18 protein-coding genes are annotated in these 19360 nt (G+C 63.4%); 12 read left to right on the plus strand and 6 right to left on the minus strand.

The genetic code is table 11. From position 1 onward, the window contains the following. Position 1: 1 nt before the first annotated feature. The 3 genes from KM135_RS16055 to KM135_RS16065 all read right to left on the minus strand — a co-directional run bounded on the left by KM135_RS16055 (position 2) and on the right by KM135_RS16065 (position 2648). Complete coding sequence (locus KM135_RS16055) at positions 2–397, minus strand: DoxX family membrane protein (RefSeq protein WP_221715049.1); 396 nt, start codon at positions 395–397, stop codon at positions 2–4. A 413-nt stretch (positions 398–810) separates the two neighbouring features. Next, positions 811–1437 carry a GNAT family N-acetyltransferase gene (locus KM135_RS16060; RefSeq protein ID WP_221715050.1) on the minus strand — a complete coding sequence of 209 codons (627 nt, stop codon included), beginning with the start codon at positions 1435–1437 and terminating at the stop codon, positions 811–813. A gap of 158 nt (positions 1438–1595) precedes the next feature. After that, on the minus strand, positions 1596–2648 hold the full coding sequence (locus tag KM135_RS16065; RefSeq protein WP_221715051.1) for a mandelate racemase/muconate lactonizing enzyme family protein: 1053 nt from the start codon (positions 2646–2648) through the stop codon (positions 1596–1598). Between the two features lie 271 nt (positions 2649–2919). On the opposite strand from KM135_RS16065, the gene KM135_RS16070 reads away from it, so the two are divergent. The 11 genes from KM135_RS16070 (at position 2920) to KM135_RS16120 (ending at position 16954) form a co-directional block, all read left to right on the plus strand. Continuing rightward, on the plus strand, positions 2920–4158 hold the full coding sequence (locus tag KM135_RS16070; RefSeq protein ID WP_221715052.1) for a uroporphyrinogen decarboxylase/cobalamine-independent methonine synthase family protein: 1239 nt from the start codon (positions 2920–2922) through the stop codon (positions 4156–4158). A 362-nt stretch (positions 4159–4520) separates the two neighbouring features. Next, on the plus strand, positions 4521–6413 hold the full coding sequence (locus KM135_RS16075; RefSeq protein ID WP_221715053.1) for an extracellular solute-binding protein: 1893 nt from the start codon (positions 4521–4523) through the stop codon (positions 6411–6413). Beyond that, entirely contained in the window at positions 6410–7489 is a 1080-nt protein-coding gene (locus KM135_RS16080; protein WP_221715054.1) for a microcin C ABC transporter permease YejB, read from the plus strand. The genes KM135_RS16075 and KM135_RS16080 overlap by 4 nt, the downstream gene beginning before the upstream one ends. After that, positions 7486–8559, plus strand: a complete 1074-nt coding sequence (locus KM135_RS16085; RefSeq protein WP_221715055.1) for an ABC transporter permease — start codon at positions 7486–7488, stop codon at positions 8557–8559. The genes KM135_RS16080 and KM135_RS16085 overlap by 4 nt, the downstream gene beginning before the upstream one ends. Further along, positions 8556–10199, plus strand: a complete 1644-nt coding sequence (locus KM135_RS16090; protein ID WP_221715056.1) for an ABC transporter ATP-binding protein — start codon at positions 8556–8558, stop codon at positions 10197–10199. Before KM135_RS16085 ends, KM135_RS16090 begins: the two co-directional genes overlap by 4 nt. Positions 10200–10336: 137 nt before the next feature. Beyond that, positions 10337–11287 carry a helix-turn-helix domain-containing protein gene (locus tag KM135_RS16095; RefSeq protein ID WP_221715057.1) on the plus strand — a complete coding sequence of 317 codons (951 nt, stop codon included), beginning with the start codon at positions 10337–10339 and terminating at the stop codon, positions 11285–11287. Between the two features lie 143 nt (positions 11288–11430). After that, complete coding sequence (locus KM135_RS16100; RefSeq protein ID WP_221715058.1) at positions 11431–12645, plus strand: cobalamin-independent methionine synthase II family protein; 1215 nt, start codon at positions 11431–11433, stop codon at positions 12643–12645. Positions 12646–12925: 280 nt separating this feature from the next. Next, the gene (locus KM135_RS16105) at positions 12926–14323 is read left to right on the plus strand and encodes a spinster family MFS transporter (protein WP_221715059.1); all 1398 of its coding nucleotides are present in this window, start codon (positions 12926–12928) and stop codon (positions 14321–14323) included. Positions 14324–14360: 37 nt separating this feature from the next. Continuing rightward, positions 14361–15302 (plus strand): amidohydrolase family protein, encoded by a 942-nt coding sequence (locus KM135_RS16110; protein WP_221715060.1) that lies wholly within the window; start codon positions 14361–14363, stop codon positions 15300–15302. Further along, on the plus strand, positions 15299–16678 hold the full coding sequence (locus KM135_RS16115) for a hypothetical protein (protein WP_221715061.1): 1380 nt from the start codon (positions 15299–15301) through the stop codon (positions 16676–16678). Before KM135_RS16110 ends, KM135_RS16115 begins: the two co-directional genes overlap by 4 nt. A gap of 15 nt (positions 16679–16693) precedes the next feature. Further along, the gene (locus KM135_RS16120; protein ID WP_221715062.1) at positions 16694–16954 is read left to right on the plus strand and encodes a hypothetical protein; all 261 of its coding nucleotides are present in this window, start codon (positions 16694–16696) and stop codon (positions 16952–16954) included. A 90-nt stretch (positions 16955–17044) separates the two neighbouring features. On the opposite strand, the gene soxR is transcribed toward KM135_RS16120, so the two are convergent. Further along, positions 17045–17485, minus strand: coding sequence for a redox-sensitive transcriptional activator SoxR (gene soxR / locus KM135_RS16125; RefSeq protein ID WP_221715063.1), 441 nt, complete (start codon positions 17483–17485; stop codon positions 17045–17047). A gap of 93 nt (positions 17486–17578) precedes the next feature. Here soxR and KM135_RS16130 point away from each other — a divergent pair, with 93 nt between their 5' ends. Beyond that, positions 17579–17953 carry a VOC family protein gene (locus KM135_RS16130; protein ID WP_221715064.1) on the plus strand — a complete coding sequence of 125 codons (375 nt, stop codon included), beginning with the start codon at positions 17579–17581 and terminating at the stop codon, positions 17951–17953. A gap of 57 nt (positions 17954–18010) precedes the next feature. Here the strand turns inward: KM135_RS16130 and KM135_RS16135 are convergent, their stop codons facing one another. Both KM135_RS16135 and KM135_RS16140 read right to left on the minus strand, forming a co-directional pair. Then, entirely contained in the window at positions 18011–18988 is a 978-nt protein-coding gene (locus KM135_RS16135; protein ID WP_221715065.1) for an adenosine kinase, read from the minus strand. A gap of 214 nt (positions 18989–19202) precedes the next feature. After that, positions 19203–19360 (minus strand): adenosylhomocysteinase (locus KM135_RS16140; protein WP_221713821.1); only part of this gene is annotated, 158 nt, incomplete at its 5' end.

The raw sequence follows: 19360 nt of genomic DNA on the forward strand, positions 1-19360 counted from the left end.
CTCAGGCGCTCGCCGGCTTCCACACCATCAGCGGCATCAAGCGCTCGCGGTACGGCCAAATCAGGATAAGGTTGAAGAGCGGCGTGACCACCCCGAAGGCGTAGCCGACCGGTGGGACCGGATCGAGGACGATGTTCCAGAAGGCGATGACGACCGAGAGCGGCAGCATGGCGAGGGCGGAGGGCAGGACGGCGCGATTGAGCAGGATCAGCACGCCGCCGATCAATTCCATGATCTTCACGATCAGCATGAGGCCGCTGTCGACGAGCGCATGGGTGAATTGCTGGGCGATGGCGGTCGTGCCGAACGGCTGGAGGCCGGGGATGAAATATTCGATGCCCGCATAAGTGAACCACAGGCCGAAGATCACGCGCACGATCATATAGGCTATTGTCATCTGCCCCTCTCCTTCATGGCCGGTCGGGCTTCTCGGGCGCGATCCGGTGTCCTTAGAGCATGGGGAGGGGGCAACGTTCAATGGCCGGGTGAGACGGGAAATGTTCGACGGTGCAAGCCGTCACACCTTCTCCCCTTGTGGGAGAAGGATACGAAGCCTTGCCGCTGCCAAGCGGTTAGGCGCAGTTGGATGAGGGGGAGCGGATCGACGATCCGCGCGATCCTGTGGATCGCCTACCCCTCACCCAGCTCCGACTAGACAGCACGCTGCCAAGTCTCCGCAGCCCTCTCCCGCAAGGGGAGAGGGATCAGTGGTGGTTCGATCGCGCCTCAGCTCGTCCGACAGCCGGGTGGCCCAGCCGCCGTCCAATGCACGCTTGTAGCTGCCGCGCAAGTGCTCGACTTGGGTACGAATTATCCCGCCGCTTCCTGGCGATCCAATTCGCTCGTGGCCTCAACCGGCACTTCGGGCCAGGTCGCCCGATCGGCGGTGAAGACGATATGGGGGCGGAGCGGATGGCCGGCGGGGAGGGCTGGGGCATTGAAATCACGCTCGGGCCGACGCCGCATGCCGATGCGTTGCATCACGCCTTGCGAGCGCACGTTTCCGGCGGGCGCCCAGCTGGTGATCGTGGCAATGCCGCAGCGGTTGAACCCGTCGAGGAAGGCGGCGCGGGCGGCCTCGGTCGCATAGCCGCTGCCCCAGCTGTCGCGCGCGAAGCGCCAGGCGGCCTCGATGCAGGAGCCGAGCGGATGATGCGGCCGCTCGAACCGGCGTAAGCCGCAAAAGCCGATCATGCCGCGATCTTCCTTGCGCTCGACGGCCCAGATACCGAAGCCGTGCGAATCGAAGCCTGCGTCGTTGCGCGTGAGATAAATCCCCGAATCCTGAACAGACATCGGACCCGCGCCGATCCAGGCCATGACCTCGGGATCGCCGTTGATGGCGGCAGCCGGTCCCAGATCCTCGTTCCGCCAGCGGCGCAGGATCAGCCGTTCGGTTTCCAAAGTGAGCAGCGCGACCTCCTCACGGGCCCGCATGGGCACCGTTCGTCAATGTCAGGGTCTGCGAGGCGTTCGTCAAGGGACGCGCGTTATTCCAGGTGGCTGAGCGGGTCGAATTTCGACCGTTAATGTCGAGAAATATGGGGAATGCGCAATTTGTGTGTCGCTCACGCGGGGGTGAAGGTGCGCGCCCGTCAGATCGCGCATTTCTTCAGCATATCCTCGTCCAGCGTGAGGCCGAGGCCCGGCGCATGCGACATCACCAGGTTGCCGTCCTCGACCTGCATCTGTTCGGTGAAGAGCGGCTGGCCCCAGGGGACGAGGCCGACGATGAGGCCGTTGGGTACGGCGGCGATGGGGTGCGAGAGCGCTTCGGGCGCGAGGTGGTTGACGACCGGGCAGCCATAGGCCTGCGCCATATGCGCGACCTTGAGGAAGCCGGTGAGGCCGAGATCCTGATCGATCATGACATTGTCGCAGCCGCGCTTTTCCAGCAGCCATTTGAACTCGTGCTGGAACTGGAAGACCTCGCCGCAGGTGATGGTCTGCTTCGTGTTGGCGCGGACCTCCGCCATGCCGTCATAATCGTGGAAGGCGACCGGGTCCTCGATCCAGTAGAGATCGACCTCTTCGGTCTCGCGCGCGAAGTGCAGCGCGCTCTTGACCGTGTGCTGGAAATTGAGATCGACGATGATCTTCACGTCCGGCCCGACGACGGCGCGGACGAATTTCACATGGTCGATCGCCGCGTCCATGGTCGCGAAGCCGAGCGGGCATTTGACCGCCTTGAAGCCGCGTGACACCAGATTTTCGAGATGCGCCTGCAGCTTGTCCTTGGGCGGGCCTGGCATCAGCGCCCAGTTGGCCGAGATGGGCAGGCGATCGCGGAAGCCGCCCATGAGCTTCCAGACCGGCTGGCCGACGGCCTTGCCCTTCAAGTCCCAGCAGGCGACGTCGATCGCGCTCGCGGCGCGCAGCTCCAGGCCGGAGACCGGCGCGCCGAGCGACGAGCCGAATATCTTGCGGTAGATTTCCTCGGTGTTGGTGGGGTCGAGTCCGGCGAGGCTCTCGACCATCGCTTCCATAACCAGCGCCATGGCACGGATGTTGCGCGGGCCGACGCGGCTCACATAGGCGATGCCCTCGATCCCCTGATCCGTCTTGAGCCGCAGCACGACATGCGTGCCGGACATCACACCCTCGAAATTCACGGTGACGGCATGGGTCTCGCAGCCGGTGATCTTCATGCCTCTCCTGCCTTTCTGAAAGCCCGGTTCCCGGTCGTTCCGGGCCGGTGCGACGGCGATATTGCCTGCCCGGCAAAAGGCAAGAAAGGGCAGGGGACGGGTTCAACACAATGTTCCGCTGCGAGCAATTTTCGGCTGGGACGATGGGCTAGCTTCCTCCCTGCAACGATGTTGTCAGCATGGCTGCGGTCCGACTCTCTCCTCGGGCCGCAGCCTTTCTTGCCCTTCGGCGGACTGGCGACGACAACCGCCACACGGAAGGGGATGGCACATGCGGCGTTCAACCGATTATTTTCTCAGCAGCCATGGCGGCAATCTGCCGCGCCCGGCGGAGTTCGACGCGAAGCTCTCCAACTTCGACAAATATAAGGACGAGATTGCAGTCGAGCTGCCCGTCGCGGTCCAGTGGGTAGTCGACAAGCAGATGGAATGTGGCGTCGATATCATCAACGACGGCGAATATGTGAAGGCGGCCGACGGCGGCAATTATGGCGGCTACATCCATGGCCGCATCAAGGGCTATAACATGGTCGACCGCCCGGCCGACTGGAAGCCCAAGCGCGCCAGCGTCGGCGAGCGCGACCGCCGCGATTTCCCCGGCTTCTACAAGTCCGGCCTGTGGCTCTCGGGCTCGGGCGGTCCGGTCCGTCCCGGTTATGTGCAGCCCGGCGGCGGCTGGCGCGGCGAGACCGGCGAACTGCCGACCAAGGTGCGTCTCTGCACCGAGGCGATGCAATATACCGGCTATGACGCGATCAAGAAGGACATCGACGCACTGAACGTCGCGCTCAAGGGCAAGTCGGACGTGGACGGCTTCATCGCCGCGCTCGGCCCGCTCAGCCTCGGCGCGAACGTCACCAACGTCCACTACAAGGACGAGCGCGACTATATGTTCGCGGTCGCCGACACGGTGCGCGAGGAATATAAGGCGATCACCGACGCCGGCCTCATCGTGCAGGTCGACGAGCCGGAATTCGCGACGAGCTGGATGTTCTATCCCGACGACACGGTGGAGCAGTATCGCGCTTATCTCGACTTCGCGGTCGAGGTCATCAACCACGCGCTGCGCGGCCTGCCGGAAGAGCAGATCCGCTTCCATATGTGCTGGGGTTCGGGCCATCGCCCGCATGTCCATGACATCGAATTCAAGCACATTGCGGACAAGCTGTTCCAGATCAATGCGCAGGCCTACAGCTTCGAGGCATCGAACCCGCGTCACGCCCACGAATATGTCGTGTTCGACGATGTGAAGCTGCCCGACGGCAAGATCATCGTCCCGGGCGTGGTGGGTCATTATACCGACCTCGTCGAGCATCCCGAACTGGTCGCGGAGCGTCTGGTCAATTTCGCCAAGCGCGTCGGCATGGAGAATGTCCATGCAGGTACCGACTGCGGGATTGGCTCGCGCGTCGGTCATGAGGAGATCGTGTGGGCCAAGCTCGCCGCGATGGCCGAGGGCTGCCGCATTGCCGGCAAGCGCGTGAAGGGCGAGACGAAGGTCTACGCCTGACCGACAGGCACGATTGCATTGATGAGGCGTCGGGACCGGTTGACGGTTCCGGCGCCTCATTCGTTCCGGTGCCTGTGCGGCGCAGGATATGGCTGCAGGGCTGAGCTGCCGGAGCGACAAAAGTCCAGCGTGTAATCAATTGCTTGAAAGTGCTCTCTCGACCCGCTCGGCGGACGCGAAATAATGCGAAATTTTCCGGGCGAGGCAATTTTTTCGACGCGGAACAGTTAACCTGATAAGAGTCGAGAGGAGCCTGGCCAAAAACAGAAGCCGGGGATGGAGGGAAGCGCGTCGCCGATGATCGTCAAACGCATTGCGCCGGAGAAAGAGCTGTCCCGCAAGGCGCGGCGCGGGGCGCATCGATGATCCGCGTGATCGGCATCAACGCTTTGCGCGGCCTTTTGGGCGCTGCAGTCCTCATCTCGCTGAGTACATCCGGTCCCGCCGCCGACACGGGCATCGTCACCAGCCACGGCTTCGCGGCCTTCGGCACCCTCAAATATCCCGCCGGCTTCAAGCATTTCGATTACACCAATCCCGACGCGCCCAAGGGCGGGGTCTTCCGCTCCGCGACGCAGGGCTATTACGACAGCTTCAACATCATCTCGGTGATGGGCTTCCCGCCGTTCGGCCTGGAGCCGCTGGTGTTCGAGAAGCTGATGGTGCGCAGCCTGGACGAGCCGGCCTCGCAATATGGCCGGCTCGCCGAAAGCATCACTTATCCAAAGGACCTTTCCTGGGTCGAATATCGGCTGAACCCCAGAGCGCGGTTCAGCGACGGCAAGCCCGTGACGCCGGAGGACGTAATCTTCTCGGTCAAGGTCGCGCAGAAGTCAGGTCGGCCGCTGATCCGGCGTTCGGGCGTGGCGGTCAGGGAGGCCTTGAAGACCGGGCCGCGCAGCGTGCGACTGATCCTGGCCGAGAAGAATACGCCGACCCTGGTCGCCTCGGCCAACGAGTTGACCGTACTGCCCAAGCATTTCTACGAGAAGACCGACTTCACCAAGGCGACGATGCAGATACCGGTGGGCAGCGGGCCTTACCGGATCAAGAGCTTCTCGCCCGGCCGATCGGTCTACATGGAGCGGCGCGACGACTATTGGGGCAAGGATATGCCCACGGCGCGCGGCCGCTACAATATGGACATACGCTACGACTGGTATCGCGATCTCGCGGTCTATGCCGAGGCGTTTCTCGCCGGTGACTATGATTTCCGCATGGATCAGTCTGCCTTGCGCTGGAAGCGCGAGGAGCAATTGGCGACGTTCAAGCGGGGCGATCTCGTCCGCTCCTTCATCCCCTACAGGACGCCGATCTCGTATCAGGGCCTCACCATCAACACGCGCAACCCCTTCTTCGCGGATGTGCGGGTGCGACGAGCGATGCTCCACGCCTTCGACTATGAGTGGTTCCAGAAGCATATCCTTCACGGCTATCACGGCCGGGTCTCGAACTATTTCGAGAACAGCGATTTCGACATCAAGGGCACGGCGCCCTCGGCTGCGGAACTGAAGCTGCTGGAGCCGTGGCGCGACCGATTGCCGCCGGAAGTGTTCGCGGCGCCCAAGCCCCTGCCGGTACTCGGTACGCGCGATCGCCAGCGGACGAACCTGCTGGAGGCGGCCCGGCTCATCAAGGAGGCCGGCTACCCAATCGAGAATCTGCGGCTGGTCGATCCGAAGACGCGCCAGCCCATCACGCTCGACCTGATGCTAGGTTATGGCGTCTCGCAGGAGAAATATATCACCCAGTTCGTCCGCAATCTCGACCGGCTCGGGATCACGGTGAACATCAAGCTCTACGACAATTCGACCGTTCGCCAGTTCACCGCGCGCTACGACTATGATCTGCGCATCTCGGTGCCGAACCTGCCCACGCTGATCGCGCCGGGCAATGAGATGCGCAATGAATGGCAATCGGACGGGCGCACGCGGATCGACTCGCGCAACCTGTCCGGCGTCGCCGATCCTGCGGTCGATAGCCTGCTCAATACCATGGTGACGGCGCCGGAGCGCGATGTGGCGGTGGCTGCCGGGCGGGCAATGAATCGCGTGCTGGTGGCGGGCGTCTATTCGGTGCCGATGCAGCATATTTATCCCGCGCCGACGGGCACGCAGTCCTTCACCTACTGGAACAAGTTTGGCCGGCCGAAGGTCGAGCCGGTCAATACCTTCCCCTTCTTCATGCTCGACCATTGGTGGATCGACAAGGCGAAGCAGGATGCGCTGCGCAAGCGGCTGGGGAAGGCCATATGAGCGGTCTCATCGGCTATATCCTGCGCCGCATCCTGTTCATGCTGCCCACCCTGCTCGGTATCGTGACGATCGCCTTCGTCATCATCCAGTTCGTGCCCGGCGGGCCGATCGACCAGATCGCCGCGCGCATGTCCGGCGAGGCGACGAGCGCAACGGCGAATTTCGACGGATCGGCGCCCTCGGGTCCGGTCGACAGCGGCGCGACGACGAGCGGCCTGCCGCCCGAGGTCGTGAAAGAGCTGGAGCAACTCTACGGCTTCGACCGGCCGGTCCACGAGCGCTACTTCAAGATGCTGAAGGACTTCGCGACCTTCGATCTCGGGACGAGCTATTACAAGGACGAGAAGGTCATCGATCTCATCCTGTCCAAGATGCCGGTCTCGGTCTCGCTCGGCTTCTGGACGATCCTGCTGACCTATCTGGTCTCGATCCCGCTCGGCATCCGCAAGGCTGTGCGTGTCGGCACGGCGTTCGACAACTGGACCAGCTTCCTCATCATTGTGGGCTATGCAATCCCGGCCTTCCTTTTCGCGATCCTGCTGATCGTCTTCTTCGCGGGCGGCAATTTCTGGAACCTCTTCCCCTCGCGCGGGCTGACATCGGACAATTGGGAAGAGCTCTCCGCGCTCGGCAAGATCGGCGACTATTTCTGGCACATCACCTTGCCGATCCTCGCCATCTCGATCGGCGCCTTCGCCAATCTCACCATGCTCTGCAAGAACTCGACGCTCGACGAGATCAACAAGCAATATGTGACGACGGCGCGGGCCAAGGGCCTGAGCGAGAACCGCGTCCTCTATGGCCATGTGTTCCGCAACGCGATGATGATCGTGGTCGCGGGCTTCCCGCATGCCTTCATCACCATATTGTTCGCCTCCTCGCTGCTGATCGAGGTGATCTTCTCGCTGGACGGCATCGGCCTGCTCAGCTTCGAGGCGGCGATGAACCGCGACTATCCGGTCATGCTCGGCTCGCTCTTCATGTTCTCGCTGCTCGGCCTCATCGCCAATCTGCTGGGCGACATCTGCTACGTGCTGGTCGATCCGCGCATCGACTTCGAAAGGCGGGACGTATGAACGTCGAGGCGCAAGCGCTCGAGCCGCCAGTCGAGCCGGTCCGCCGCTTCCGGTTCACGCCGCTCACACGGCGGCGCTGGGCCACATTCAGGGCGCACAAGCGCGGCTACTACAGCCTGTGGATATTCCTCGCGCTCTACCTCGTCTCGCTCTGCGCGGAACTGGTGGCGAACGACAAGCCGCTTTTCGTCTGGCACAAGGGCGGGGCTTATGTGCCGGCGCTGGTCGCCTATCCGGAGACAGCCTTCGGCGGGCAGTTCGAGACCGAGGCGGACTATAGCGACCCGGCCGTGCAGAAGATGATCGCCGACAATGGCTGGGCGATCTGGCCGATCATCCCCTACAGCTACAAGACGATCGACTATGACATCGGCGCCGAGCTGCCTGACGGCCCGTCCGCGCGGCACTGGCTCGGCACGGACGATCAGGGCCGCGACGTGCTGGCGCGGCTGATTTACGGTTTCCGACTTTCCGTGAGCTTCGGCCTGCTGCTGACGGTGTTCAGTTCGATGATCGGCGTGGCGGCGGGCGCCGTGCAGGGCTTCTTTGGCGGCTGGACCGACCTGCTGCTCCAGCGCGCGATCGAGATTTTCCAGAGCCTGCCTTTGCTCTACCTGCTCATCATCGTCAGCACGATGGTGCAGCCGGGGTTCTTCACCTTGCTGGGCGTGCTGCTGCTGTTCAGCTGGATGGCGCTGGTCCGCGTCGTACGCGCCGAGTTCCTGCGCGCGCGCAATCTCGAATATGTGCGCGCGGCGCGGGCGCTGGGGCTCAAGAACGGCAAGATCATGTTCAAGCATATCCTGCCCAATGCGATGGTCGCGACGCTCACTTTCCTGCCGTTCGTGCTCAATGCGTCGATCACGACGCTGACGTCGCTCGATTTCCTCGGCTTCGGCCTCCCGCGCGGCTCTCCCTCGCTCGGCGAACTGCTCAGCCAGGCGCGCAACAATCTCAACGCGCCCTGGCTCGGGGTTTCGGGCTTCATGGTCATGGCGATCATGCTCTCGCTGTTGATCTTCATTGGCGAAGCGGTCCGTGATGCCTTCGATCCGCGGAGGGCTGCATGAGCGAGGCTGGCACGCCATTGCTTGAGGTCGAGAATCTCGGCGTCAATTTCCGGTCCGAAGGCCGGATCATCGAGGCCGTGAAAGGCGCGACCTTCACCTTGCGGCGGGGCGAGACCTTGTCGCTGGTCGGGGAGTCCGGATCGGGCAAGTCGACCGCGGCCATGTCGATCATGCAGTTGTTGCCTTATCCGATCGCCTCGCACCCGACCGGATCGATCCGGCTCGACGGGCAGGAGCTGGTCGGCGCGGACGAGCGCACGATGCAGCGCGTGCGCGGCCACCGGATCGCGCTGGTGCCGCAAGAGCCGCTGACCTCGCTCAATCCGCTGCACACGATCGACCGGCAGATCATCGAGTCGATCCGCCAGCACCAGCCCGACATCACGAAGGAGGCGGCGCTTGCCCGCACGATCGAGCTGCTGAAGCTGGTCGGCCTGCGCGACGCGGAAAATCGGGTGAAATCCTATCCGCACGAGCTGTCCGGCGGGCAGCGCCAGCGCGTGATGATCGCCATGGCGCTGGCCAATGAGCCGGACCTGCTGATCGCCGACGAGCCGACGACGGCGCTCGACGTCACCGTCCAGGCGCAGGTGCTCGACCTGCTGCAGAAGCTCCAGAAGCAGCTTGGCATGGCGATGCTGCTCATCACGCACGATCTCGGCATCGTGCGCAAGATGGCCGAGCGCGTCTGCGTCATGACCGACGGCGTGATCGTGGAGGCTGGTAACACGGCCGAAGTCTTCGACAATCCGCGGCATGCCTACACGAAGAAGCTGCTCGATGCCGAGCCGCGCGGGCGGCCGCTGGAGACGGCGCAGGAGCCGGCCTGTGTCATGGAGGCGGACGACCTCAAGGTGCATTTTCCGATCAAGGGCTGGTTCGGCAAGCCCCGCGGCCATGTGAAGGCTGTCGATGGCATCTCGATCCGCATCCGGCGCGGCAAGACTCTGGGCGTGGTGGGTGAGTCGGGATCGGGCAAAAGCACGATGGGCCTCGCCTTGCTGCGCCTCATCAAGAGCCAGGGCGGCATCCGCTTCTGCGAAGAGCCGATCGACATGCGCAACACGAAGGAAATGCGCCGGTTTCGCGACCGCATGCAGATCGTCTTCCAGGACCCGTTCGCGTCCCTCAGCCCGCGTCTCACCATCGCGCAGATCATCGAGGAGGGGCTGATCAACTTCCGGCCGGAGCTGGGGCGGCAGGAGCGGCGCGACGCCGTGCGCCAGATGCTCGACGAGGTCGGCCTGCGCGGCAATATCCTCGATCGCTATCCGCACGAATTCTCGGGTGGTCAGCGCCAGCGCATCGCCATCGCGCGCGCGATCATCCTCAAGCCCGATTTCGTCGTGCTGGACGAGCCGACGTCCGCGTTGGACATGTCCGTGCAAGGCCAGATCGTCGATCTGCTGCGCGACCTGCAGGAGAAGCACGGGCTGACCTATCTCTTCATCAGCCATGATCTGAAGGTCGTCCGCGCGCTGGCGCACGATATCGTGGTGATGAAGGACGGTCATGTCGTCGAGCATGGTCCGGCCGACGGCATCTTCGAGTCAGCCTCCAGCGCCTACACCAAGGAATTGATCAGCGCCGCTTTCGATCTACGCGCCCGCGATCCGGCCATGACAACGGTTTCCAGTTGAAGCACGTTGCATAACTGTCACAAAGTGCAACGCCATTCGTTATAGTGACATTGACGCGCGCCCTCATTCGCATATCATGCTCGGCGGAGAGATTTTGGGGAATCCAGCGATGGGCTCCCTGGAAGAGGTATTTAGGAATGAGGCAAGCCGCAGAGCTGGCGGAGAGCAGATACGCCGTCGCGCCTACCATCTATACAGCCAATATCCATGGCGAACGGACCCATATCGAGGTCTATACCCGCGTCCCGGACTCACAGATTCGCACGATCGACATGGGGCCGATGGAGATGATCGTGATGCGCTGCGGATCGGTCGCGATCCGGCGCAATGCGCATGAGATCACCGGCCGCTCCAAACGCATGTCGACGTTCATCCTGCAGGTTCGCGGCCATGGCGCGTTCAAGCATTATGGCAACCAGATCATGCTCGACGAGGGCGACTTCACGCTCTGCGACAACAACACGCAATATGAGCTGCGGCTGGACGGGCCGAACGAGCTGATCATGTTCCGCGTGCCCATGTCGATGGTGAAGGAGACGATTCCGTCGCCGGATCATCTGTGCGGGCGTCGACTGGCGCGGCATGATGGGCTTGCCTCGACGGCGGCCGCCATGGCCATCGATATCGCCCGCAAGGACGATCTCGCCTTGAGCACGGAAACGCGCGAGCGGGCAGGGCGGCATCTCCTGGATGTGCTGGCAAGTTCCTATGCGGCGATGATGGACGACCGCATGTCCGCCTCGGCGATCATGTCGGGCCGCTTCTGGAAGGTGAAGCTCTTCATCGAGGAGAATCTCCGCGATCCCGAGCTCAGCCCTTCGCTGATCGCGCGCAAGCTGCAGCTGTCCGATCGCTATCTGCGGATGATCTTCGCCGTCAGCGATGAATCGCCCTCGGCCTATATCCTGCGGCGCCGTCTGGAAGAATGCGCCCGCCAGCTGCGCGATCCGCGCTGGCGCAGCCATTCGATCACGGACATCGCGTTCAGCTGGGGGTTCAACAGTGCCCCGCATTTCGCCCGCAGCTTCCGTGCGCGGTTCGAGAATTCGCCGCGCGACTATCGCCAGCTGCACGTCGAAGCAGCCTGACGCACGCCGCGCAGCGCCAAGCTCTCACGGCCTTTTCAAAAAATCCGCTGGCCCGGAACAAATCGTTCCGGGCCAGTCAATCTTCGGGCGTTTCGTCGTGGCACGGGCATCTAGATAATGACCACTGACGAGAGGGTGCCAGCATGCGGCGTTCAACCGAATATTTCCTGAGCAGCCATGGCGGTAACCTGCCGCGTCCGGCGGCGTTCGATGCGAAGCTCGCCAAATTTGACGACTATAAGGACGAGATTGCGGTCGAACTGCCCCAGGCCGTCCAGTGGGTCGTCGACAAGCAGATCGAATGCGGCGTCGATATCGTCAATGACGGCGAATATGTGAAGGCCGCGAACGGCGGCGGCTACACCAGCTATATCGGTGCCCGCACGACCGGTTTCGACCGCCGCCTGCGGCCCGAGGGCTCGAAGCCCAAGCGCGCCTTCGTCGCCGAGCGCGACCGGCGCGATTTCCCCGGCTTTTATGAGTCGGGCCTCTGGTTCGCGGGTTCCGGCGGTCCTATCCGCCCCGGCTTCATGACGCCCGGCGGCAGCGGCGGCATGCCGGACTTCGGCAAGTATGAAGCTGTCTGCACCGGCGACATCACCTATACCGGTCAGGCCGAGATCCAGAAGGACATCGATGCGGTCAAGAAGGCATTGGCCGGCAAGTCGAACGTGGATGGCTTCATCGCCGCGCTCGGCCCGCTGAGCACGGGCGCGGGCACCACGAACCTGCACTACAAGGACGAGCAGGAATATATGTTCGCCGTCGCCGACTGCATGCGGCAGGAATATAAGGCGATCACCGACGCGGGCCTGATCGTGCAGATCGACGAACCGGAGTTCGCGACGAGCTGGATGTTCTACCCCGACTACACCGTCGACGAATATCGCAAATATCTCGATTTCTGCGTCGAGATCATCAACCATGCGCTGCGCGGCCTGCCGGAAGACCAGATCCGCTTCCACATGTGCTGGGGTTCGGGTCACCGCCCGCACACCAATGACATCGAGTTCCAGCACATCGCGGACAAGCTGATGCAAGTGAACGCGCAGGCATATTCGTTCGAGGCCTCGAACCCGCGCCACGCCCACGAATATCGTGTCTTCGAGGATCTGAAGCTGCCCGACGGCAAGATCATCGTGCCCGGCGTGGTCGGCCATTATACCGATCTCGTGGAGCATCCCGAGCTGGTTGCCGAGCGGCTGGTCAACTTCGCCAGGCTGGTCGGCATGGAGAATGTCCACGCCGGCACCGACTGCGGCATCGGTTCGCGCGTGGGTCATGAAGAGATCGTCTGGGCGAAGCTCAGCGCGATGGCCGAGGGTTGCCGCATCGCCGGCAAGCGCATGAAATCATGATAATATTGCGGCGCGGCCTTCTGGCCGCGCCGCGAATGCCCCCGGCAGAGCGACAGACCTTGGAAGAAGGCGCCGCCGCGCCAGGCATGAGGGAGCAGGATGGGACGGGCCGCGGACAATGCCGACGAGAGCATATGCGACTTCCCAATTGAGCAAGCGGGGAGTGGGCAGGCGTGCAACCTTGCCCACTAAGGGGAATCGCTTATCATATTAACTATTACGCGCTGAGGCCGACGGCGACGTAGAATCATAATGAACCGATCGACTTCCGGAGAGCGTGATGGCTGATGCAGTGAATGTCCCCGTTTCGGCGCCTCATGCAGGCGAGGCAGCAGCGGCCGCGACCCCGCCTGTCGAGGGCCAGCCCTGGCCGCCGCGCAAGGACGCTTATTACTCGCTCTTCGTCATGACGATCGTGGTCATGTTCACGGTGCTCGATCGCAGCGTGATGTCGCTGCTGATCGAACCGATCAAACAGGATTTCGGGATCACCGACACGCAGGCCGCTCTGCTCATCGGCGCGGCTTTTTCATTGCCTTACGGCATCGTCGGTATCTGGGTCGCGCGGCTCGCGGATTTCCACAATCGCCGCAATCTGGTCGCCTGTTCCATCGCCTTCTGGAGCGCCTGTACGGTCGCTTGCGGCGCGGCGCAGGGCTATTGGAGCCTGATGATCGCTCGCATGGGCATCGGCGCGGGCGAGTCCGGATACGGCCCGGCCAGCTGGTCCATCGCGACCGACAACTGGCCGCGCGAAAAGGTCGCCTTCGCGACCGCGACCATGGGCATGGGCGCTATGCTCGGCACCGGCCTGGCGCTGTTTCTCGGCGGCGCGGTGTTGCATTTCGTGGCCGGCATGCCGCCGGTCGAGCTGCCGGGCATCGGCCTCATCCGCTCCTGGCAATGGACCTTCATCATCGTCGGCGCTCCGGGCTTGATCTGGACGCTGGTCGTGCTCACCACCAAGGAGCCGCCCCGGCGCGGTCTCGGCGGCAAGAAGGCGGCGCAGGTGCCCGTGCGCGAAGTCGCCGGCTGGCTCAAGGACGACTGGCGGACCTATGCCGCGACCGTCGGCGGCATGGGCATGAAGGCGATGCTGCTCGCCGTGCCGGCCACCTGGGGCGCGACCTTCATCCACCGCGAGTTCGGCTGGCCGCTCTCCGAAGTCGGCATGATCACCGGCACGATCACGCTGATCATCTCGCCCATCGCGCTGATGACCGGCGCCAAGCTGTCCGAATATTGGACGACGCTCGGCCGGAATGACGCCAATTTGCGTATCGTCCTCTATGGGCTCTTGATCTCCGTGCCGATCATGATCGCCGCGCCGATGATGCCCAATCCCTGGATGGTGCTGGCGATGAACGCGGCGGCGAGCTTCGTCGGCACGGTCGGCTTCGGCCCCAGCATCGCGGCCTTCCAGGTGATCACGCCCAATCGCATGCGCGCGCAGGTCGGCGCGCTGACCCAGTTCTGCAACAACGTCATCGCCTTCGCGCTCAGCCCGGTCATCGTCGCGCTCTTCACCGACTATCTGTTCCGCGACGAGGGCGCGCTCAAATATTCGATGATGCTCAACGCCGCGATCATGGGCACGTTCGCCATCCTGATCGTGGTGCAGGGCATGAAGCCTTACGCCCGCTCCTACCAGCGGGCCGTCCGCGAATTCGCAAACTGACCCCATCGCACCAGACACCAAGCTGAAAGAGGATTGCATGAGCAGTATCGAAGCCCTGGAGATCGTCGACGTCCAGATCCATGAGCCCTGGCCTGGCAAGCCGCTGGACGAGAGCATGAAGGACCAGACCGCGCTCTGGCAGGTCGAGCTGGCCCGCGAGGCGATGGACGCGATCGGCGTCGATCGTGCGCTCGCCGTCACCAGCGAGGCTTTCTACAATCTCGGTCATGAGCGCTATCCGGGCCGCTTCCCGGGCGTACACACCTTCTTCCACACGCATCCCGACCTCGCCTCCGAAGTGCGCCGCGTGAAGGCCAATCCGGCGGTGATCGCCGGACGCGCGCTGGTCGGCGATTTCGTCAACGCCGTCATGCGCCCGGAATTCGCGCAGGGCATTTTCGAGCCGATCTATGCGACCGCGCAGGAAGTCGGCCTGCCGATCTTCAACTCGACGCATGGCGGCTGCAAGCATATCGGCCCGGTCGCCGAGCGCTATCCGGACCTGACCTTGATCGTCGATCATATCGGCGTGGCGCAGCATCCGGTCTCGCCGCCCGAGGCGATGAGCTGGGGTCCGTTCGAGGATCTGCTTGAGCTCGCCAAGCATCCCAATGTCTATGTGAAGCTCTGCGGCGCGCCTCTGCTTTCGCAGCAAACCTATCCCTATGAGGACGTCTGGCCGAACCTCAATCGCCTGTTCAATGCCTTTGGCTATGAGCGCGTGATGTGGGGCAGCGACTATACGCGCCTGCGCAGCGCCGACCTGCCCAAGGGCGATCGCGTCCGTCGCCGCGGCATCAGCTATGGCGACAATCTCAATTATCTGCTCCATACCGATCTTCTGACTTATGAGCAGAAGCGCATGGTGCTGGGCGGAAATGCCATCAAGCTGTTCAACCTGCCGCCGGCTTCCCAGGAATGGGGGCCGCCGCCGATGAGCTGGGCGATGATGCCGCCGCCGCAACCCAAGGCGCCATGACCGACGCGGAGACCCTGCTGGCCCAGATCGACGAGGCCTGTCGGCGCATGAGGATCGCTCAGACGACCTTCGGCCGGCAGGCGGTGAATGACGGCAAGCTGGTCAGTCGTCTTCAGCAGGGTGGCCGCGTCACATTGGAGACGGTGAACCGGGTCCACCGGTTCATCGCCGACAAGGGTGGCCCCTCGGCCACGAACCTGCGCTCTGCGATCAAGGGGATCGAGCACAGCGTCGATCCGGTCCACGGCTTCCGCTTCTACGACAACCGTCAGAAATATCTGATGTTCGTCAACACGACGTCGGAAAAGCAGATGGTGGCGGACAAGGCGTTGGAGCAGCTCACCTTTGCCCAGCCCGAGCCGCCGGCCATTCGCCTGTTCGATGGCGGATCGGGCGACGGCACGGCCTTCGCGCGGCTGCTGCGCGGTGCGCACCGGCGCTATCCGTGGTTGCCCTTCTATGTGGTCGCCAAGGAGATCAGCATCGAGAATGTCCGGCTGATGCTGGAGAAGATGCCGGACCGGTTCCAGGAGCATCCCGCGACCGTGCTGGTCGTTACCAACCTCAATTATGCCGATGCGCCTTATCTCAAGCCCAGCTCGCCGGTCGCGGCGAGCGCCATGGCCTGGCACGAGATCGCGCTGGAAGGCTCGACTGCGGGCGATTTCGAGGAAGCGATTGCCGCGCTTCAGCCGGTGATCGACCAAAACTGGCAAGTGAAGGTCAGTCAGGAAAGCGGGCACCCGGTGACGCAGACGCCGGCGGTGCTGGTGATCTATCGCAAGGACCAGCAGTTCGTGCTGGATTCGATCATTCCACGCCGGGGCCTCGCGCGCGCCGATTTCGATTTCGTACTGCTCTCGCATCCTTACCGCGCCCGCGCGCCGATATCGTTCAAGGCCGGCAAGGTAGTGGCGCCGCTGGTGCGGGCGCTGCGGCCAAACGGGCGACTGCTCGGCATCCATGGATATGGGCATGATCCGGGGCTGGAGCTGGTGCGCTCGGTCTGGCCGGGCGAAAATCCATTCGTCACCGGCCGCGCCGACCTCATGGAGGCGGTCGAGCAGGAACTGGGCGGACAATCGCGCAGCTATCGCTTCCATCAGCTGACCGATGAGGAAGCGATCTTCCGCTACCCCATCCGCATGCTGGCGACCGAGATCGCGCCGGAAGGCGAGTTCGGCATGTCGACCGTGCTCGCGGCCTGGAACGCGGCAAGCTATGTCGCGCAGATCGAGGACGCGCGCCTTTCCGCGATCCTCAACCGCAACCGCTATGTCGATGCGACGCGCGAGATCCTGCAACTCCACAAGGGTTTGTGGTTCAATAACGAGACCTATATCATCTCCCGGCGTGCCGAACTGGGTGCGCATTGAGGAAAGGCCCTGACCGTGAGCGCTGAAACGAAGATTGCTGGCGAGCGCGAAGAAGCCGGGCCGCTTTGTCCCTTCTGCAATGCGCCCTGGACCGAGGCGATGCTCGATCAATATGACGCGCTCGTCGATCCCAATGGCTGCGCCTGCTGCGGCTCGGCCGGCGTGATCCAGCATGGCGAGGATCATCACGACCATGTCGAGCGGGCGATCCCGACGGCGGACCTGTGCTGCGAGAGCTGCGGCAAGGCGATCTTCCGGGCGCCTGGGTCGCTCTGACTTTCCTCGTCACCCCAGCGAAAGCTGGGGTCTCAGGCGATCGTGCGCTGCCACCTCCCGAGATCTCAGCGTTCGCCGGGATGACGGTTTCTACCCCAGCACAAACCTCGGCCCCGGCCCCAGCGCGGCCGCACGATCATCCCGATTGTAGAGCTTGCACCGTGTCAGGCTCAGGCAGCCGCAGCCGATGCACAGGTCGAGCTTCTCGCGCGTGCGCTCCAGCTGCGCGATGCGCTGGTCGATCGCGTCGCGCAGCGATCGGCTGATCCGCGCCCAGTCGCGTGCATTGGGCGTGCGGCCATGGGGTAGGGCGGCCAACTCGCGCTCGATCTCGGTGAGGCCGAGGCCCAGATTCTGCGCGACCAGAATGAAGCTCAGCCGGCGAATGTCCGCGCGCAGGAAACGGCGCTGATTGCCGCTGGTCCGGACCGACGCGATCAGCCCGCGCTGCTCATAATAGCGGATCGCCGAGACGGCGAGGCCGGTGCGCTGCGCCAGCGTGCCGATAGGAATGAGGTCGTTGCGGTCCATGTCCACAGCATAACTTAAAGCTTGATCTAAAGTAAGCTTGAGGTTGCATGGTACGGCGCATCGATTCGGATCAACGTCAGGAAAGGACAGATCATGCGCGCAGCCCGCCTCGAACATGTGAACATCACCGTGAGCGATCCCGAGCGCTCGGCTGCGTTCTTCGCGCGGCTCTGTGGCTGGGAGGAGCGCTGGCGCGGGCCGGCGCTGAACAATGGCTTCACCATCCATCTGGGCGGCGATGTCGATTATCTCGCGCTCTATCGCCCGAGCGAGCCGCAACCGGTGCCCTTCCGCAAGGGCGTGCCGCTTCAGCATGTCGGCCTGCTGGTCGATGATCTCGATGCGGCCGAGCAGATCGTGATTGAGGAAGGCCTCGTTCCGTTCAGCCATGGTGACTATGCGCCCGGCCGACGCTTCTATTTCCTCGACTGGGACGGGATCGAGTTCGAGCTGGTCAGCTATGGCTGAACGCAAAGCGGCCCCGAACCACCGTTCGGGGCCGCTCCGTTTGCGATGAAGCTCTTATCAGGCCAGCTCGACCAGCGGCTGCTGGGGGCGGGCGCCGTAGTGCTGGATGACTTCCGCCGCGGCGAGGCTCGCGAGGCGCCCGCATTCCGCGAAAGGCAGATGGCGGCTGAAGCCATAGAGCGCGCCCGCCGCATAAAGATCGCCCGCGCCGGTCGTATCGACCAGTTCGTCAATCGGCGCAGCCGGAATGGCGACGCGCTCGCTGCCGCTGGCGATGAGCGATCCCTTGGCGCTCAGCGTGATCGCAGCAATGTCGATCTTGCCGGCGAGGTCATTGGCGGCGGCGGAGATGTCCTTGCTGCCGTAGAGCGCCTCGATCTCGCTCTCATTGGCGAAGAGGATGTCGATATGGTCGGCGATCAGCGCCTTGAACTCGTCCTTGTAGCGATGGACGCAGAAACTGTCCGACAGGGTCAGGGCGACCTTGCGGCCGGCCTGGCGCGCGATGGCCGATGCCTTGCGGAAGGCTTCCTTGGCGGCCGGCGGATCGAACAGATAGCCTTCGAGATAAGTGATGGCGCTGGCGGCCACGAGATCGGCATCGATGTCGTCGCTGGTCAGATTGACGCAGGCGCCAAGATGCGTGCCCATGGTGCGCTGGGCGTCGTCGGTGACGAGCACGAGGCAGCGCGCGGTGGCCGGGCCGTCGGTCGCGGCGGGCGTCGAGAAGTTCACGCCGATCGACTTGAGATCGTGCGAGAAGATCTCGCCGAACGTGTCCTGCTTCACCTTGCCGATGAACGCGGCCTTGCCGCCGAAGGAAGCGATGCCCGCGATCGTATTGGCTGCGGAGCCCCCCGAGGCCTCGATGGCAGAGCCCATGTCGGCATAAAGGGCATGGGCCTGCGCTTCGTCGATGAGCGCCATGCCGCCCTTGGGCATGTTGTGCTTGGCGAGGAAGGCCTCGTCGGCCTGGGCGATGATATCGACAATCGCGTTGCCGACACCGAGCACATCATAGGTCGCGTCGCTCATCTTGGCTCTTTCCTGTTGAAATTCGGGCGATGGAGGAGTGGCTGATAGGCGTTCGTTCGCATGGAGGGAACCACCCGTCCTCGAAAAACATATCGCCCTGAGCTTTTTAGAAGGGCCGTCCTTTGGAGAGAGGATAAGAACGACCCTTCCAAAAAGCCCAGGGCGACGAGACGCTGAGGAGAGGAGGCGCATCATGCGCCTCCCGCTCGCAATGTCAGTACCTGTAGTGATCGGGCTTGAACGGTCCCTTTGTGGAGACGCCGATGTAAGCGGCCTGCTTTTCGGTGAGGGTGGAGAGCTTGACCCCGAGCTTGTCGAGGTGGAGGGCTGCGACCTTCTCGTCGAGATGCTTGGGCAGGACGTAGACCTGGT

This window comes from Sphingobium xanthum (assembly GCF_019737615.1).
In the GTDB taxonomy this organism is placed as follows: Bacteria; Pseudomonadota; Alphaproteobacteria; order Sphingomonadales; family Sphingomonadaceae; genus Sphingobium; species Sphingobium xanthum.

Excerpts from the sequence above, each read along its gene's own strand:
- KM135_RS16055 (WP_221715049.1), bottom strand. The coding sequence starts at position 397 with ATGACAATAGCCTATATGATCGTGCGCGTGATCTTCGGCCTGTGGTTC.
- KM135_RS16060 (WP_221715050.1), bottom strand. The coding sequence starts at position 1,437 with ATGCGGGCCCGTGAGGAGGTCGCGCTGCTCACTTTGGAAACCGAACGG.
- KM135_RS16065 (WP_221715051.1), bottom strand. The coding sequence starts at position 2,648 with ATGAAGATCACCGGCTGCGAGACCCATGCCGTCACCGTGAATTTCGAG.
- KM135_RS16070 (WP_221715052.1), top strand. The coding sequence starts at position 2,920 with ATGCGGCGTTCAACCGATTATTTTCTCAGCAGCCATGGCGGCAATCTG.
- KM135_RS16075 (WP_221715053.1), top strand. The coding sequence starts at position 4,521 with ATGATCCGCGTGATCGGCATCAACGCTTTGCGCGGCCTTTTGGGCGCT.
- KM135_RS16080 (WP_221715054.1), top strand. The coding sequence starts at position 6,410 with ATGAGCGGTCTCATCGGCTATATCCTGCGCCGCATCCTGTTCATGCTG.
- KM135_RS16085 (WP_221715055.1), top strand. The coding sequence starts at position 7,486 with ATGAACGTCGAGGCGCAAGCGCTCGAGCCGCCAGTCGAGCCGGTCCGC.
- KM135_RS16090 (WP_221715056.1), top strand. The coding sequence starts at position 8,556 with ATGAGCGAGGCTGGCACGCCATTGCTTGAGGTCGAGAATCTCGGCGTC.
- KM135_RS16095 (WP_221715057.1), top strand. The coding sequence starts at position 10,337 with ATGAGGCAAGCCGCAGAGCTGGCGGAGAGCAGATACGCCGTCGCGCCT.
- KM135_RS16100 (WP_221715058.1), top strand. The coding sequence starts at position 11,431 with ATGCGGCGTTCAACCGAATATTTCCTGAGCAGCCATGGCGGTAACCTG.
- KM135_RS16105 (WP_221715059.1), top strand. The coding sequence starts at position 12,926 with ATGGCTGATGCAGTGAATGTCCCCGTTTCGGCGCCTCATGCAGGCGAG.
- KM135_RS16110 (WP_221715060.1), top strand. The coding sequence starts at position 14,361 with ATGAGCAGTATCGAAGCCCTGGAGATCGTCGACGTCCAGATCCATGAG.
- KM135_RS16115 (WP_221715061.1), top strand. The coding sequence starts at position 15,299 with ATGACCGACGCGGAGACCCTGCTGGCCCAGATCGACGAGGCCTGTCGG.
- soxR (WP_221715063.1), bottom strand. The coding sequence starts at position 17,485 with ATGGACCGCAACGACCTCATTCCTATCGGCACGCTGGCGCAGCGCACC.
- KM135_RS16130 (WP_221715064.1), top strand. The coding sequence starts at position 17,579 with ATGCGCGCAGCCCGCCTCGAACATGTGAACATCACCGTGAGCGATCCC.
- KM135_RS16135 (WP_221715065.1), bottom strand. The coding sequence starts at position 18,988 with ATGAGCGACGCGACCTATGATGTGCTCGGTGTCGGCAACGCGATTGTC.